General features: G+C 57.9%; 12 protein-coding genes and 2 pseudogenes. 13 read left to right on the forward strand and 1 reads right to left on the reverse strand.

Features of this window, described 5'->3' with window-relative positions:
- Nucleotides 1-13: 13 nt before the first annotated feature.
- The gene (locus QIY50_00610; GenBank protein ID WGV20850.1) at nucleotides 14-280 is read right to left on the reverse strand and encodes a type VI secretion system-associated protein TagO; all 267 of its coding nucleotides are present in this window, start codon (nucleotides 278-280) and stop codon (nucleotides 14-16) included.
- A 310-nt stretch (nucleotides 281-590) separates the two neighbouring features.
- Here QIY50_00610 and tssB point away from each other — a divergent pair, with 310 nt between their 5' ends.
- The 13 genes and pseudogenes from tssB (at nucleotide 591) to QIY50_00675 (ending at nucleotide 16,187) form a co-directional block, all read left to right on the forward strand.
- Nucleotides 591-1,094, forward strand: a complete 504-nt coding sequence (tssB, locus tag QIY50_00615; GenBank protein WGV20851.1) for a type VI secretion system contractile sheath small subunit — start codon at nucleotides 591-593, stop codon at nucleotides 1,092-1,094.
- A 17-nt stretch (nucleotides 1,095-1,111) separates the two neighbouring features.
- Nucleotides 1,112-2,602 (forward strand): type VI secretion system contractile sheath large subunit, encoded by a 1,491-nt coding sequence (gene tssC, locus QIY50_00620; GenBank protein ID WGV20852.1) that lies wholly within the window; start codon nucleotides 1,112-1,114, stop codon nucleotides 2,600-2,602.
- The gene (gene tssE / locus QIY50_00625) at nucleotides 2,599-3,009 is read left to right on the forward strand and encodes a type VI secretion system baseplate subunit TssE (GenBank protein WGV20853.1); all 411 of its coding nucleotides are present in this window, start codon (nucleotides 2,599-2,601) and stop codon (nucleotides 3,007-3,009) included. Before tssC ends, tssE begins: the two co-directional genes overlap by 4 nt.
- 3 nt (nucleotides 3,010-3,012) lie before the next feature.
- The gene (tssF, locus tag QIY50_00630; protein WGV20854.1) at nucleotides 3,013-4,779 is read left to right on the forward strand and encodes a type VI secretion system baseplate subunit TssF; all 1,767 of its coding nucleotides are present in this window, start codon (nucleotides 3,013-3,015) and stop codon (nucleotides 4,777-4,779) included.
- Nucleotides 4,743-5,761: pseudogene (tssG, locus tag QIY50_00635) on the forward strand (type VI secretion system baseplate subunit TssG). The gene tssF and the pseudogene tssG overlap by 37 nt, the downstream one beginning before the upstream one ends.
- Nucleotides 5,758-6,096, forward strand: a complete 339-nt coding sequence (locus QIY50_00640; GenBank protein ID WGV20855.1) for an FHA domain-containing protein — start codon at nucleotides 5,758-5,760, stop codon at nucleotides 6,094-6,096. Before tssG ends, QIY50_00640 begins: the two are co-directional and overlap by 4 nt.
- Nucleotides 6,097-6,318: 222 nt before the next feature.
- Entirely contained in the window at nucleotides 6,319-7,113 is a 795-nt protein-coding gene (gene tssJ / locus QIY50_00645; GenBank protein WGV20856.1) for a type VI secretion system lipoprotein TssJ, read from the forward strand.
- Nucleotides 7,114-7,165: 52 nt separating this feature from the next.
- Complete coding sequence (tssK, locus tag QIY50_00650; GenBank protein WGV20857.1) at nucleotides 7,166-8,503, forward strand: type VI secretion system baseplate subunit TssK; 1,338 nt, start codon at nucleotides 7,166-7,168, stop codon at nucleotides 8,501-8,503.
- Nucleotide 8,504: 1 nt separating this feature from the next.
- Nucleotides 8,505-9,374: a type IVB secretion system protein IcmH/DotU gene (icmH, locus tag QIY50_00655; GenBank protein WGV20858.1), complete on the forward strand. Its 870-nt coding sequence runs from the start codon at nucleotides 8,505-8,507 to the stop codon at nucleotides 9,372-9,374.
- A gap of 130 nt (nucleotides 9,375-9,504) precedes the next feature.
- Nucleotides 9,505-10,014, forward strand: a complete 510-nt coding sequence (locus QIY50_00660; GenBank protein ID WGV20859.1) for an Hcp family type VI secretion system effector — start codon at nucleotides 9,505-9,507, stop codon at nucleotides 10,012-10,014.
- Between the two features lie 91 nt (nucleotides 10,015-10,105).
- The gene (gene tssI, locus QIY50_00665; protein WGV20860.1) at nucleotides 10,106-12,274 is read left to right on the forward strand and encodes a type VI secretion system tip protein TssI/VgrG; all 2,169 of its coding nucleotides are present in this window, start codon (nucleotides 10,106-10,108) and stop codon (nucleotides 12,272-12,274) included.
- Complete coding sequence (locus QIY50_00670) at nucleotides 12,271-13,203, forward strand: DUF4123 domain-containing protein (protein WGV23129.1); 933 nt, start codon at nucleotides 12,271-12,273, stop codon at nucleotides 13,201-13,203. The genes tssI and QIY50_00670 overlap by 4 nt, the downstream gene beginning before the upstream one ends.
- Nucleotides 13,196-16,187, forward strand: a pseudogene (locus tag QIY50_00675) (T6SS effector BTH_I2691 family protein). The gene QIY50_00670 and the pseudogene QIY50_00675 overlap by 8 nt, the downstream one beginning before the upstream one ends.
- Nucleotide 16,188 lies beyond the last annotated feature (1 nt).

The raw sequence follows: 16,188 nt of genomic DNA on the forward strand, positions 1-16,188 counted from the left end.
CCGCCAATCCCCCTCATCCGTACTTGCGAGAAATGGTCAGGTCATCTGGCCCTCGCGCGGTTTCGTTTGCCATTACTCGTAGCACACTGGGTGCCTCTTGCTCGGCTGCAGACCACTGCCGCTTTGTTACATATGCGGGTGTATTCGCGGCCTCATCAAAACAAGCCAGACGCTCCACGTTAGACACAATTCGAGGGCAGTCCCGCACTGGGCTCGCAAACGCCGGCGGCAGGCCAAATATCAACGAGAGAACAATGCCACAGGAATAGCGGGCAATCATCTTAAGTCCACTCTCTTTGAAATAGTAAATACGTCCTACATGATAAGTAGCGCTTTCCTACAAGATCAGCCAAGCACACTGAACAAAGTACGAAACACCAAACCTGACGAAATCGACCGGAGCCTAGTACATTACCAACAAACAATACAAACAAATATTTTCTTACATCTTTTCACTCGACTCTCGCCACTTTTCGAGCGCATGGTTTTTATGCGCAACAAACTTGAGCACAGACACACGTTTATTATTAAACACGAACTTGTAGGACACTTCCTACATAAAAGGCGAAACAAGAAAAGGATATCAGGCAATGAGCAAGCCCTCCGGTTCCGTTGCGCCCAAAGAGCGCATCAATATCAAATACGTACCGGCCACCAGTGGCGAACAAGCCGAAGTAGAGCTACCTCACAAAATGCTTGTTTTAGGCGACTTCGGCCTGGGTGACAACCGCGCCCTGGAAGACCGTACGGTCATGCGCATTGACAAACACACCTTCAACAATGTGCTGAGCGATGCCGAGGTGCGCCTGGATATGTCGGTGCCATCCATGCTCAGCGCGGGCCCGGATGCGGAACTGGCAGTCAATCTGCGGTTCAAGTCGATCAACGACTTCGGCCCCGATGGCATCGCCCGTCAGGTACCGGAGCTGAACAAACTGCTTCAACTGCGCGAAGCGTTAGTCGCCCTGAAAGGCCCGCTGGGCAACGTGCCAACTTTCCGCAAGCAACTGCAACATCTGTTGAACGATGAGCACGCCCGCAAACAACTCGCGAAAGAACTCGACCTGGTGCTCGAGGCGCCAAAAGCAGACTGAGACAACGGAGCGTCCCAATGCCGAAGCCAAGCAATACTACCGTCGCCGCTGAAGTAACTACCGACACATTAAGCAACACCACCTTGCTCGACCAGCTGATGGCAGAAACCAAGTTGGTGCCTGCTCAAGAGGGCTATCAGGTTGCTCGCCAGGGTGTATCTGCGTTCATCGCCGAAATCCTCAAAAGCAATGACCCGGATCAACTGATCAACAAGCATCGCGTCGACCAGATGATTGCAGAGCTGGATCGGGTACTCAGCAAACAGATGGATGCCATTCTTCATCAGCCCAAGTTTCAACAGCTTGAATCCTCGTGGCGTAGCCTCAAGCTTCTGGTGGACCGCACGGACTTCCGCGAGAATATAAAGCTCGAAGTGTTGCATGTTTGCAAGGAAGACTTGCTCGATGACTTCGAGAACGCGGCCGACATCACCTGCAGTGGCGTTTACAAACACGTCTATACCGCAGGCTACGGCCAATTTGGCGGTGAACCAGTTGCCGCCATGGTCGGTAACTACAGCTTCGGCCCCTCCTCCCCGGACATCAAGCTACTGAGCTATATGGCCTCTGTCGGCGCCATGTCGCATGCGCCATTCCTGGCGGCGCCTTCTCCGGAGTTCTTCAACCTCAGCAGCTTTGAGGAATTGCCGAACCTCAAGGAGATCAAGGACATCTTCGCCGGCCCACGGCATGCCAAATGGCGTGCTTTCCGCGAAAGTGAAGATGCCCGTTACACCGCACTGACCGGGCCGCGCTTCATGCTTCGCTCCGCCTACCACCACCAGGAAAAAGCCATCGAGAGTTTCAACTACGACGAAAACATCGCCGGCCGGCATGACAACTACTTGTGGGGCAACTCCGCCTTCCTGCTGGCCAGCTGCATCAATGACAGTTTTGCCCGCTACCGCTGGTGCCCGAACATAATCGGCCCGCAGTCAGGCGGTGCTGTCGAAGACCTGCCGGTGCATCTATACGAATCCCTGGGGCAGCTACAGGCCAAAATTCCTACCGAGGTGCTGATATCCGATCGAAAAGAGTTCGAACTTGCCGAAGAGGGCTTCATCGCCCTGACCATGCGCAAGGACAGCGACAACGCCGCTTTCTTCTCGGCCAACTCGGTACAGAAACCGAAGAACTTCCCCAAGACACCTGAAGGCCTGCAGGCCCAGACCAACTACAAGCTCGGCACTCAGTTGCCCTACCTGTTCATCGTCAACCGGCTGGCCCACTACATCAAGGTGCTGCAGCGCGAGCAGATCGGCAGCTGGAAAGAACGCCGCGACCTTGAATGCGAGCTCAACAAATGGATCAAGCAGTATGTCGCCGATCAGGAGAACCCTTCTGCCGATGTACGCAGCCGCCGGCCGCTACGCGCTGCCAGCGTTGAAGTTTCAGACGTTGCCGGTGATCCAGGCTGGTACCAGGTCTCACTCGCCGTGCGCCCGCACTTCAAATACATGGGCGCCAACTTCGAAATCTCCCTGGTCGGGCGGCTCGACACGCAATGAGAGGCTTTTTTGATCGCTTGATGGCAGATCAGTCTGGCCATCGGGAGCCTTCTCGACAGGAGAACGCGTCCCACACCTTCGCCGCCATCAAGCGCCATCTCGAAACACTGCTCAACGCCCGCCAAGGTTGCTCACAGAGCAGCCCTGAGCTGGGCCTGCGCGACTTCAACGGGCACGACACGAGCAGAGGTGATCTGCTTGAGCAAGTGAGCGTTGATATTCGCCGCACCATCCAGCGCTTTGAACCCCGCATACAGGTGCATGCGCTCAAGGCAGTGCCCGATGGTCACACCCCGCTGGAGTTGCATTTCAGGCTGGACTGCCAGGTGCAGGTCAATGACCACACAGAACAGCTGCAACTGGAGCTGCTGGTCAACGGGCACAACCGCTATACCCGAGTGAGGTGACCCATGTCACTGAAGGACCGATTCAACGAAGAACTGCGCTACCTGCATGAATTGGGAAACGACTTCGCCAAGGACAACCCACAGCTGGCTCGGCTGCTTGGCGACGGCGGTAGCGACCCCGATGTCGAACGCCTGATGGAAGCCTTTGCGTTCCTGACGGCCAAGTTACGACTGAAGCTGGAAGACGACCTGCCAGAGCTGACACACCCTATGCTGCAGTTGCTGTGGCCCAACTACCTTCGGCCGCTGCCCAGTGTAACGATCATCCAGTTCACGCCACGCAAGCAATCGCTCAGCCAGTCCCAACAGATCCCCAAGGGTTCAAGGCTGTTCTCAAAACCCGTGGACGGTGTCACCTGTGAATTTCGCACCTGCACAGCAGTAAACATTCATCCGTTCGAAATCGACGCGGTAGGCGCAACCCAGGCCCTCGACCGTTCCGTGGTCAGCATCGATCTTCAAACCCTGGTCGAGCGGCCTTTGGATACCTTGGGCTGTGCCACCCTCGACTTCTACCTCAGCGGCGATCACCGCACCGCCCGCACGCTCTATTTATGGATCTCTCAATACCTAGAACATGTCAGCGTGACCATCAATGGCGAGGTTCGCCGATTGCCGGCCAGCAGCATCGCCTTTCCGGGTTTCAACCCTGATGAAGCCCTGCTGCCCTATCCTCAGAACGTCTTCGATGGCTACCGGATCCTGCAGGAGTACTTCATCTTCCCTCAGCGCTTTCACTTCTTCGCTGTCACCGGACTGGAACGCCTGTGGCCCGCAGAACAAAGCGCCAAGGTTCGTATCGAACTGCACTTCACCCGCCCGCTTCCCGACTCGCTGCGTGTCGGCAAGGCAGACTTCAGGCTGTTTTGCACACCTGCAGTCAACCTGTTCAAGCACAGCGCCGAGCCCATCGACCTGTCCAGCGACGTCGCTCAGTTCGAGTTGAAGCCTAAAGGCGCAGAGCGCCACGCTTACGAGATCTTCAGCATCGATGAGGTGATCAGTACCCGCACCACGACTGACGGCAGCACCGGCGAGCACCTGAGGACCTTCCGCCCCTTCGAGTCGTTCGCCCATGAAATCGAACATGTACAAGGGCGCACGGCGTTGTACTACCGCTACCGGCTCGAAGACTCCCTGCGCGGCGATGGCGTCACGCATTGCATCGCTTTCGTGCGCGCCGATGCCAACGCTTACATTGGCGAGCTGGAAACGGCGTCCATCGAACTGACCTGCACCAATCGCGACCTGCCACTGGCGTTGGGTATCGATGACATCAACGTGCTCACCGAGATCACACCGCCCCTGGCTACCTACACCAACATCTGCGTACCCACCCGCCCGTACAGGCCAGTGCTGGATGGCCAGTTGCAGTGGGCCTTGATCTCCAACATGTCGCTCAACTACCTGTCGCTACTCTCGGTCGACCCACTGAAAGCGGTCATTCGCGCCTATGACTTCGCCGCATTGCACGACATCCAGCAGACACGCACCACCCGCAAGCGCCTCGATGGCATCCGTGATGTGCACACAACACCCTTGGACTGGCTTATCAAGGGGCAACCCATTCGCGGCCTGCACACCCGGCTGAAGCTGGACCAGGCCGCCTTCCTCTGCGAAGGCGACTTGTACCTGTTCAGTAGCGTGCTCGCGCACTTCTTCGCGCTGTACGCCAGCATCAATTCCTTCCACAAACTGGAAGTGATCAACACCACCAATAACGAGCACTACACATGGCCAATCCAGACCGGCAAACAACCGCTGATCTAGCCGACAAGCTGCTCGCCGAAGCGTACCAGTACAACTTCTTCCAGTTGCTGGAGCGCTTGCACGGGCTGCATGGTGATGACCTTGAACCACGCTGGCCGAGCGAGGCCACCCGGTTGCGTGTACGCCTTGCCAGCGACCCGCGCCTGACCTTCCCCGTTTCGGACGTATACAAAGCCGAACGGATGCCCGGCGGGGAACAGCGCTATCGCGTATGCACCACCTTCATGGGTTTACACGGTACTGACTCGCCTTTACCCCCACCTATTACCTGGAGCAGGTGGCATACGAGCATGCACAAGGCATTGGTGTGCGGCCGGCTTTCTTCGATTTCTTCAACCACTACCTGCTCAGCCTGCTGCATCGCATCTGGCGTAAATATCGCTACTACATCCGCTTTCAGCCGGGAGCCACCGATGGGTTCTCACAGTACATCTTTGCCCTGCTTGGTTTGAACGACAAACAGCTACGAGGGGACACGGCACTGCCGTGGAGCCGGTTGCTCAGTTTTGCCGGTGTCATTGCCAGCCGCAGCCGTGCACCGGGAACGGTTGCCGGCATCATTGCCCACTGTTTCGACCTAAAGCATGTACAGATACGCGAGTTCGAAACCCGCTCAGTCCCCACTACGGCCACACAGCTTGTAAGTCTCGGGCGCAGCAACGGCGAGCTGGGCAACACGTTCATGGTCGGCAGCCGCACGCGCACCCGTAGCAGCAAGTTCACCATCGTGATCAGCGAACTGGACCAGGTGCAATTGCGCGACCTGCTCCCCAGCGGCATCAACTTCGGCCGTTTGCGCGCACTGATCGACTTTCTACTGCGTGATGGCCTGGCCTACGACCTGGAACTGCACCTGAAGCAAAACGCGCTGTCGTCATTCTGCCTGCACCGCAATCGAGGCGCCTATCTGGGCTGGACCAGCTTTGTCGATGACCGCCACGGCCAGATCAGCCCCGTCGTCCGGTTCCGGGGGCGCTCATGAATACATTGACCCTGAACATCACCAATCTCGACCAATTGCAGCACACCGTCACCGCGCGGCATCGGTTCGATTGCACGGGCGGCACCATCGGCAGCAAGGCTGCCACCTGGCGGATCAATGACCGTGACCAGACCGTTGCACCAATTCACTGCGAAATCCGCTGGATCGAGGGCAGCTTCTGTGCGATCGATCACTGCAATCGCACCTATCTGAACGACAGCCTCGTCAGCCTGGGAGCGCTATCTGCGAGACGGCTTGTTGAGGGTGATCAGCTTACGTATCGGCGCCTATCGACTGTTGGTTCAGTACTCACAAACCGATGCGGGCTCACTTGAGGACCTGTTCAGCCCTGCCCATAGGGTATTCGAACAGCTGATCGCCGATCTGCCGACGCAGACATGGCAACCGATGCCTCCAGCCGCCCGGGCTACCACTGAGATCTGCTCGGTGTTCGAGCCGGGCGTGGGGAATGATCCCTTGGCAGCATTGGATGCAGTAACCGTTATGGGGTTATCGCACGAAACCCCACTTCAGCGTCTGATTGCAGGAGGACGCTCATGACGCGGCATCCGCTCGCAGTCACCCTGCTGGCCGTGTTGATCGGGCTTTCAGGCTGCACGCCCCTGAGCAGAGTGAGCCAAGTGATCATGGACCCCTCGCTGCCCATTGGACCGCCCAAGGACCACCCAACCGAGGTCGCGTTCAGCATCAATGCCAGCCCTACCCTCAACGGCAACCCGTACAGCCTCGATATCGCAACTGAACATGAGAGCGTCCTGGAGCCAAGCCCCTACGCCGTGAGCCTGAGTGCGGGAGACCCCTATGTACTGACCGAAAAAGTCGGAACGTTGTTCGAATATCTCCAGGAGCAATTCCCCGCTATCTCGCCAGTCGTCATGGACGAGGGCGAAGACAATGACCTGGCTTATTCGCCACTGGAGGAAAGTACCCCCGGCAGTTACGACGACCCGACAGTCGTGCTTACCTTGCCGCGCACTACAACCCTGGCCACAGAGCCGCTCGCTACGCCCATTGCCATCAAGATCCTGCAGTTGAGCGACGACTCTCTGCTACGCAACAGCGTGTATCAATTGCTGGACAAGGACCCGGCCAAGGTCCTGCGCAGCACCTACATACGTGATGACGATTACCTGCTGCGCCCTGGCCAGTTCAAGTTCATCCCCTTTGCGCCCATCGAGCCCGAGACCCGCTTCGTAGCGGTAATCGGCGACTACCGAAGCCAGGAAAACGCAACCTGGCGCCAAGTGCTGCGCATTCCTCCACGCGGCCACCAGATCGTTCTGTCGGTGTTGGTCAACGACACGCAGATCCTGCTCAAGGAAGAAGACTGATGGCGCTACCAGTCCTGCCCTTTTCGCTTACTCACGCTGACATGGAGCGCACATGAGTTCACGTAATCCTGTCCTTTGGCCTGAGGGCCTTTTCGTCAAACCACAGCATTTCCAGCAGGCGGCCCGGGCTAGCGAAGCGGCCATGCACCAACGCCTTGGTAGCCTCAATGCAGCCCTTTACGGTTTCAGCGAACTTCAGCTGAATGACGAGTACCTCACCCTGGGCAAAATCGCCATTACCCGGGCCCGGGGCGTCATGCCAGACGGCACGGTGTTCGATATCCCCGCAGATCTTCCACCTCCACCACCGCTGGAAATCGAGGATGACGCTTCGAAGCACAGCGAAGTGTATCTATGTCTGCCCCTGCGCACCGATGGTGGCCGTGAAGTGAGCTGGCCCGACAATGCCGCCGACTTCCGCTACATCGCCCAGGCTCAGGAAATCAAGGATACCCATAGCGCTGACGGCGACCTGGTGCAGGTCGACCTGGCCGTCCCCAACCTGCAGCTCAAACGCAAGGCCGAAGACAGCAGCGCCTACTCCCGCCTGGCCTTGGCACGCATTCTGGAACGCCGCCCCGATGGCAGCCTGCAGCTGGATGAAGCGTTCTACCCCACCTGCGTGACAGTGCGGGCAATACCTGCGCTGCAACGATTTCTTGAGGAAATTACCAACACCATGCGCGAACGGGGGCGCAACCTTGCAGCACGCATTGGCGGAGCAGGCCAGTCTGGCATCGCCGATATTCGCGACTTCAATCTGCTGCAAGCCATGAACCGCTGGTGGCCCTGCTTCCAGCACCTGGCCAGGCAAGCGCAGACACACCCCGAACAGCTCTACCTGAGCATGAGCCAGGCCTGTGGCGAGTTCGTGACCTTTACCGACGAAAATCGGCTGCCGCAGGAATACCCCGCCTATCACCACACAGCGCTGCACACCTCGTTCAAGCCGCTGGAAGACACGCTACGCCGAGCACTAGGTACTGTCCTGCAACCGCGCGCCGTGTCGTTACCACTGCAGACACTGGACTACGGCGTGATGACGACCACGCTGGAGGACCGCCGGCTGATCGATGAGGCTGATTTTATCCTTGCGGTGCGCGCCCACCTGCCCCCTCAGGTGCTGCGCCAGATGTTCGTGCAGAAAGTCAAAGTCACTTCACTCGAATCACTGAACGAGCTGGTGCCATTGCAACTACCAGGTATCCCGTTGACCCCGTTACCGGTGGCGCCTCGCGACCTTCCTTTCCATGCAGGCTTCAACTACTTCGAACTGGATCGGCGTGACCCGGCGTGGGCACGCATGAAGACCGCGAGCGGCTTCGGTATCCACATTGCGGGCGACTTCCCCGGCCTTGAGCTGCAACTTTGGGCAATCAGGAGTGAATGAGATGGAAGAGAAAAGCAATGCCCCTATCGATACCACAAATGTCGAAGGCACGCGGCTGCACTCGAAGCTCAGGACGCCATTACCCGGTAACCCACCCACTTCGACAACGTCTGAAGCCCACGAGCAGAAGCCAAGACCAGAACCCGCTCACGAAGGCTACCCGGCTGATCCAGACTTCCAGCTACGGGGCGGCTACGACAATCTGATGCTGGATGCGGCTGCACCGCTGTTCGGCCTGGCCATACGCCTGCGCACCCTGGACGAACTGCCAAACATCAAAGATGTACACCAGAAAGTGCGCAAGCAGATCGAGAACATTCAGGAAGAAATAAGCCAACACGGCTACGAACCCGCTCAAGCGCTGGCGTATTCGTACGCTCTATGTCTGTACATCGATGAAGCGGTGATGGAACGACCCTGGGGCAAGAACAGCTGCTGGAGCCAGGAACCACTGCTCAGCATCTTCCACGACGAAACCTGGGGCGGGGAGAAATTTTTTACGGTGCTGTCCCGCCTGATGCAGGAGCCCGCTCGCTATCAGGACGTATTGGAATTCATGTACTTCGTGTTGTGCCTTGGCCTGAGGGGCAAGTACGCCATTGCGCCAAAGGGCGAAGAAACGCTGAACGCACTCATCCACCAACTTCACGGGATGCTACGTGAACTGCGCGGGCCTACCCCGGAAGACGTATGTGACCCCTACACCCATGTGGCTCCGCGCAATTTCCGTATGAACCGGCAATTGCCGTGGTGGAGCCCTTTGGTGATTTCCGTCCTTGCCATGGCCGTGGCCTATGGAATCTATAGCTATCGCCTGCACCTGATTACTACCGAGGTGCTGGAATCACTCAACGGAATTTTACAGCAATAAGTAGCTGAAGTTCGGCACCCGTGACTTCAACGAATTGGCGAGGCTCCGTCTCGTTAACAAGTCCATCGTTTCCGATGGCCACGCCTTTACAAATATTGGCGTGTACACCTACTGAAATCAGGAGCACATCATGGCATCACCAGCCTATTTAAAAATCACCGGCAAGGTACAAGGCAACATCAGTGAAGGCGCCAGTACTTCCGAGTCAATTGGCAATATTTATCAATCGGAGTTCGCCGATGAAATCATGGTGCAAAAAATCGAGCACGAGATAAACACACCGATCGACCCACAGAACGGCCAGCCCTCGGGAAAGCGCGTGCACGGCCCTTACAAAGTCACCTTCACCACCAACAAATCAAAGCCCTTGCTGCTGGAATCGATCTGCAAGGCAGAGTTGCTCCCAGAGGTTGTAATCACGCAATACAGAGCCACCAGCGAAGATCCAAACGAGTTGTATTACAGAACCACGCTTACGGACGCGACCATCATCAAACTTAGAACCGAGCAACCCCACGCACAAGAAGACACACCCACGCCCCGACACCAAGAGGTTGAAGTCTGGTTCTCCTACCGGAAAATTACTGAATGCCATGAGGTCTGCGGCACCGAAGGATCCGATGACTGGCAAAAGACTTGAAACACCAGCACTCCACTGAGGCATTGAGTGTTCCGGGCAGATCTACTGCCTGGACACCCTTAAACTATCAGACGGCAGACAAGGAATTCTTATGCCTAGCCAATCTGACCTGCATTACAGCTTTCGACCTCTCGCTAGCCGGTTAGAGTTCGAGGTGGTTTCCTTTACCCTCAAGGAAGGTATCAGCACTAATTTCCAATTAGAGCTGGAATTGATCAGCCATGAAAACGATTTAGACTTCGGTCAATTGCTCGATAAACCTGCACTGTTCACCATCTCCCGTGCAAACTGCCCTTTGCGACATATCCATGGTCTGATCAGCACGTTCAACCAAGGCGATAGTGGCCCTCATCGCACACGCTACAGCGCGGTAGTCGAACCACAACTGGCGCGCGCCAACCTGCGCTCGAACTGGCGTATTTTCCAGCATAAGACCGTTCCGCAAATACTGGAACTGATGCTCAAGCGCCAAGGCATCGCACAGTACGAGCTGCGGGCAAGCTTGGACCACCAGATTCGCGAATTCTGTGTTCAGGCCGGCGAAACAGACCTTGCATTCATCGCTCGCCTGGCTGCTGAAGAAGGCTTCGTCTACCGCTTCGAGCACAGTGAAAAGCTTCACAAACTGATCATCACTGACCGGCTGCAATCGCTCGGTCTGATCACCCATGGGGTTAAAAAGGCCAAGGATGAAGACGAGAGCGTTCATGAAGTGGACGGGCTGCTCGATCCCAATACAGTCCTCTATCAAGCCAATAGCGGTGGCGCCCAGGCGAAACCCTGCCTGCGGCGCTTGCGCTACAGCGAACAGGTGCGCACGGCACGTCAGGTTCAGCGCGACTACACCTTCACCAACCCGGCCTATCGCCAGGAACACAGCGCCGCCGGCCCCTTCCTGGAACATCAATCCAGCGAGTACGAATGCTTCGATTACCCGGGCCGCTACAAGCGCGATGCCGTTGGCAAACCGTTCACCGAAAACCGCATCACCGCACTGCGACACGATGTACGTGTTGCCGAAGTCGGGGGTGATGATGTACGCCTGCAACCCGGTCTCGGTTTCACACTTGTGGGCCACCCGCGCGCTGATTTCAACGTGCATTGGCGAGTAACTACGGTCACTCATGAAGGCAGCCAGTTCACCAGCCTGCAAGAGGAAGCCGCCGGCGTCGACCAGAGCACACGCTACGAGCAGATTGCACAGCTCGTCCCCGGCAGAACGGAGTGGCGTCCTGCCCCTCTGGATAAACCCCGCGTCGATGGGCCACACATGGCGACCGTCGTGGGCCCACGCGGTGAAGAGATCTATTGCGATGAATGGGGCAGAGTCAAGGTCAGCTTCCCTTGGGACCGCGAAAGCCAGGACAACGAATTCAGCTCCTGCTGGGTGCGGGTATCCCAGGGCTGGGCCGGTGGCAGTTGGGGCTCGATGGCTATTCCACGTATTGGTCAGGACGTGATCATCCAGTACGTCAATGGCGACCCCGACCAGCCAATGATCACCGGGCGCACCTACTGCGGTAACCAGTTGCCGCCCTACGACCTGCCCAGATACAAAACACGCATGACGATCAAAAGCCAGACGCATAAGGGCGATGGCTTCAACGAACTGCGTTTTGAAGATGAACTGGGCCAGGAAGAGGTCTTCATCCACGCACAGAAAGACCAGAACATTGTGGTCAAGCACGATGAGACGACGCAGGTCGGCAATGACCGCACGGAACAGGTCAATAACGACGAATCGATTCTGATTGGCCGTGACCGCACTGAAACGGTTGGCAATGATGAGCGCGTCACCATTGGGCATGACGCCGCTCTCGACATCGGTCGAAACCAGACAATCAAGATAGCCAAGGATCGTATTGAAGCTATCGGCAATCACCGCCACGACCAGATCGCAGCCAATCACCACACCAGTATCGGCGGCAACCTCGAGCAGCAGGTCGAGGGGCATGCCGAGCTTGAAGCCCGGGGCGAAATCCGCAGGCGTACCCGCCGTTATGAGCTTCGCACAGCAGAAGCGGTGATCATCCAGGGCCCTGGGGGCTCCATTCAGATCGATGACACAGGCATCACCCTGGACAGCCCGACAATACGCATCAACGGCCAGATGCTGCAATCGGCAGATGGGGCAACCAACCTGTTTTCCATCAGCGGTGCGCCGGTCAATGGCAACCCGCTGGATCGTCAGTGCGGGCGCCGCCCCGATGGTTCCTGCCCGTTGCCCGACTGCCGTTGCATCAGGGGGCCCGGTCGATGAAAACAGCGCCCTCCAACACGCTGCCAAGCGTACATTTCGGGAGCAATGCGCGCTTTCTGTTGCTCATGACCATTGTGCTCGAGCACTCGGCCTACCGGCCAATAACCCAGATACTCCCGAATGGCGAGCTGGTCCCGGCCTATGCCCCTTCGGTACTTGAACTTATCAATGAAGTCAGCCGCAACACCCAGCATGCCTGGCTATGGCGGGGCAGTGCGGTGGATGACCGCCATGACTTTGGCCCGTTGCTGGTAAACGTGTCAGACGCACCCGAACTGCTTGCCCATGCGATATCTACCTGGATGCCCATTGGCGGTGCCATCGCGCTGAATGCCGATATCGGCTTTGCCGAGCTGGCAGACCATTTCTCCAGCCTTGTACAAATCGCGCTTCCGGGGCAGGGGCTGGCCACTTTCCAGTTCAGGCCAGACCACCTTGCAGCCTGGCTGGATGCGCTGGATGACGACCATCGGACTACCTGGCTTGGGCCTGTGTGTTCGCTGGCCTGGCGAGTCAACTGGGGGCCGGCTCACGAGTGGAAAACACTTGAACGCAGCCCGACTACTGCCCGTTCTTTTTCGCAAGCCCCACTCTCCCTGCGCAAACTTGAACTTGAGCGGCTGCAAGCAGGCATGCATGAGCATTTCGTGCTCACGTTGGCACACGAGGTGTTAGCGCTGCCGCAACACGACCGCCACACACTGGCCGATATCAGGCACTGGATTGAAAGCCTGCTGCCGCAACTGAAAGCCCTCAACTTTCGCGACGAGGAAGTCGCCGGGCAGTTCATCAGGCTGATTGCCAGGCACATGTGGCTCATGAGCAACGATGAGGCCGGGAAGATCTACACCAACCTCAAGAAGTCACCCCAGAGCCGCCTCTACGAACTGCACGCATTGATCGAAAGCAAGGAGCCCGTTCATGAATGACGCTAGTGTCAGTAGCGCCACCTCCGGCCCTGCCTGTAGCGCACGCATCCCCATCCTGCCGGTGCGCTACGCCATCGTGCCACGCACCGGCGACATGCCTGCCTGCCGCTATGCCGATGCAGGCTTCAACCTCGAACAAGGCTTCGGGCCGCTGCAACACTCTGCCTACACCCTGCGCGCGCTGCGCCCGGGCTATGTCTACGTGTTCATGCGAGGCGCTCTGGGCCAGAAGCTGGTCATTCACGAGTACGTCGGCGCGGGCCTTTACAAGGAGCTGCGCTACCGCGGGCTGGACGACTACCACCGGCGTGACCGCTACCTGTCCAGCCGCAGGACATGGGCTGGGTGTGGGCCGATACCTGCCCCGATACCGCCGAGGAAGTGTGGATCGGCTACAGCCCGCACCTGTGGACCAACGCCATGACCGCCCGAATCACCAGTTCAGCAGCCTTGCGCCAACGGCACATGCGCCAGCTGGACATGGCCGAACTGATAGCCGGCAACCAGGCTCCTCAACCCAGCCCCATGTCTTGCCGGTCAGCGCCCTGCAAACCTGGGTCGAAGACTTCAAGCCGACCGAGCGGCGCATGCCCCTGACCTGGAGCAGCGACCCGATCAACGAAACCTTGCCCATCGGCAACCTCGTTGCCATCGGCCGACACTACCCCTACACCCAGCCGAAGGTACCGGTAGTGGTGGCGCTCACCGATGCCGAAGGCATGGCCCTGGACCTGAGCCTGACGGTGTCGGCCTACCAGCATCAACTGCGCGACCTGATGCCCGCCGAACAGCTGCAGCACATGAAGCCGACACAAGGGCCCGAACAGGAACGCGTGCCTGCGTGCTACAGACTGGATGCCGAGCAACTGAGCGTGCAAAGCCGCGATTTCCACCACCGCAACCTGGTGGCCCTGCTGCTGAACAAGACGCTGGAAAGCCTGTACCCGGCGGATGCCCCTTCATTGGAACTGGCCGAGTTCCGGCTTGGCACCGAGCGTCGCGGCCCCGCCCTGTCGCCATCCGAGTCACGTTTTCAGGCCCTCACCCACAAAGACTATTCCCCCAACGGCGCCCGCCTGGCACAGCGCCTCGACCTCGCCAAGTACCGGCACTTCCTCACCGAGCGGGATGAACTGGAACGCCGGATCATTGCGTTGCGCAACCAGGCCCTGCAAGCCAGCCACGACCATGACGCCTGGCTCGGGACCGCCGAACCTCAACACGTCGATAACCCCTACAGCCTGGCTGCGGCCCTGGCCTGCTACGACCGCGACGAAATCACGTCCGCGCGCGGGCTGGAAATATCTTTGGCGTTACTGATTCAGTCGATGGGCCAGCCGGCGCCCGGTACCGAAGAACAGGACCCGCGGCTCGAACGCCTTGAGCAGTGGCTGGACCAGCACGAGAGCCCGCTGTACACCGCCCTGGCGCCGTTCAACCCGTTCAAGGACAAGGCGGATGCGGTTGGCAGCTTGTTCGGCGCCAGCGATAACGTGATCCAAGGGTTGGCGGGTCGCTTTCCGGCCATGGCCGACATCACCGACCTCACCGCCCAGTCGGTCACCACCGTGGTGCTCAAGCGCCTGCGTGGGCAGACCAGGTGGGATGCCAGTCATGGCCTGCGTCAGCAAGTGTTGTTGGCGGCGCGTGAGGCTAACGCCGAGAAAGCGCTGGGGTTGCTGGCAGCGCGCTACCAGATCACCGGGCAGGCCATTCGGGATAATCCGTTCAGTCAGGAGGTGGAGAAGTACCTGAAGAGCGGCATGGCGCAGGTTGAAGAGATGAAACAACTGCGCATCTCGGGAAGCCGAACGGTATCAATCGAAATGACCACTACCGTGCGCGTCAAACCCAACTTTCTCGGGTTACTGACAGCAGGCGTTGGCGGTGGATTGAACGCGGGGATGCTGTGGTTCAACGTGATTTCGCTCAAGACTGCCTACAACAGCCTCCAGCAGAGCGATGCACCGGAATACACCATGGGGTTCGCTTCATCGATTTTCGGGGTGATCGGTGCGGCGGCAGCGACATTGGTCAGCGTGCGCGCGACGCAAAAGGCCGTCATGCTGAGGTTGAGTTCAACGGCGCCCGGCATGGCCTATGGCAATGGGATTATAAAATTCTTAAGCAGTAATTTGTTTGCGCGTTTAGCAGGATATCCTTCAATAGTATTTGGTCTGTTCTCTGATGGGTCCAAGGGTTTTCGCCAGTTCAAAAACGGTGACTCTACTGCTGGCAGATACACATTTGCTGGTGGATTAACCATGGCGATTGGCTCTGCTGTCGTCCTTGAGGCCGGACTTGCTGTTGCGGGCGCTACATCGGTTGTGCCCTTCGCCGGATGGGCCGCAGCTGCCCTTGTTCTGGTAGGAACAGCCATCATCGCTGGAGGTCTCTATCTCCATGCCAGGGCACATGAGCGACTTCACAGCCCAATAGAATTGTGGGCAGCACGTAGCGTCTTCGGTAATCGCGTCAACGACGGAGAGGTGCGCCCTGACATTACCTTAGACCACGTAAAGAAACTCCCGGCTTTCAACTCACCAGAAATAGAAATCAAAGCTTGGCACAATGAGCATTACGGACCGAAGCTATTATCCGCCGAGCAGGCCCAATCACTCGGACTAACTAAAGTCGACACCAGATGGCATCAGAGCAATCACTGGTCTCCGCCAAACTGGACAGCTATCACTCACAACAAAGTAGCCACATCTCAACCAACCGTTGAGTTCACAGTACTGCTGCCTGGTTTCGTGCTTGGAGTAAGCGAGTGGTCAGGAGGCTTGAGCACCCTCCGTAACGACCAAGGAATGGACGTTTTTCCAATCGACCCGACCGGTCACATTGTAGGTGCTGGCTTAGTTCTGCATTTCGAGAACACGCTAGGCACCCAAGATCATGTTTCACTGCATCTAGCCTACAGCGCCAATCAAGGGTTGGATGAAGATAGTGAGACCCTGTCAATTTTTCGTCTCGAGCGCTGAT

The organism is Pseudomonas putida (genome assembly GCA_029953615.1).
GTDB lineage: Bacteria > Pseudomonadota > Gammaproteobacteria > Pseudomonadales > Pseudomonadaceae > Aquipseudomonas.

Coding starts and splice junctions, on each gene's coding strand:
- tssJ (WGV20856.1), top strand. CDS start 6,319: ATGACGCGGCATCCGCTCGCAGTCACCCTGCTGGCCGTGTTGATCGGG.
- tssC (WGV20852.1), top strand. CDS start 1,112: ATGCCGAAGCCAAGCAATACTACCGTCGCCGCTGAAGTAACTACCGAC.
- tssF (WGV20854.1), top strand. CDS start 3,013: ATGTCACTGAAGGACCGATTCAACGAAGAACTGCGCTACCTGCATGAA.
- icmH (WGV20858.1), top strand. CDS start 8,505: ATGGAAGAGAAAAGCAATGCCCCTATCGATACCACAAATGTCGAAGGC.
- tssI (WGV20860.1), top strand. CDS start 10,106: ATGCCTAGCCAATCTGACCTGCATTACAGCTTTCGACCTCTCGCTAGC.
- tssK (WGV20857.1), top strand. CDS start 7,166: ATGAGTTCACGTAATCCTGTCCTTTGGCCTGAGGGCCTTTTCGTCAAA.
- QIY50_00610 (WGV20850.1), bottom strand. CDS start 280: ATGATTGCCCGCTATTCCTGTGGCATTGTTCTCTCGTTGATATTTGGC.
- tssB (WGV20851.1), top strand. CDS start 591: ATGAGCAAGCCCTCCGGTTCCGTTGCGCCCAAAGAGCGCATCAATATC.
- QIY50_00660 (WGV20859.1), top strand. CDS start 9,505: ATGGCATCACCAGCCTATTTAAAAATCACCGGCAAGGTACAAGGCAAC.
- QIY50_00670 (WGV23129.1), top strand. CDS start 12,271: ATGAAAACAGCGCCCTCCAACACGCTGCCAAGCGTACATTTCGGGAGC.
- QIY50_00640 (WGV20855.1), top strand. CDS start 5,758: ATGAATACATTGACCCTGAACATCACCAATCTCGACCAATTGCAGCAC.
- tssE (WGV20853.1), top strand. CDS start 2,599: ATGAGAGGCTTTTTTGATCGCTTGATGGCAGATCAGTCTGGCCATCGG.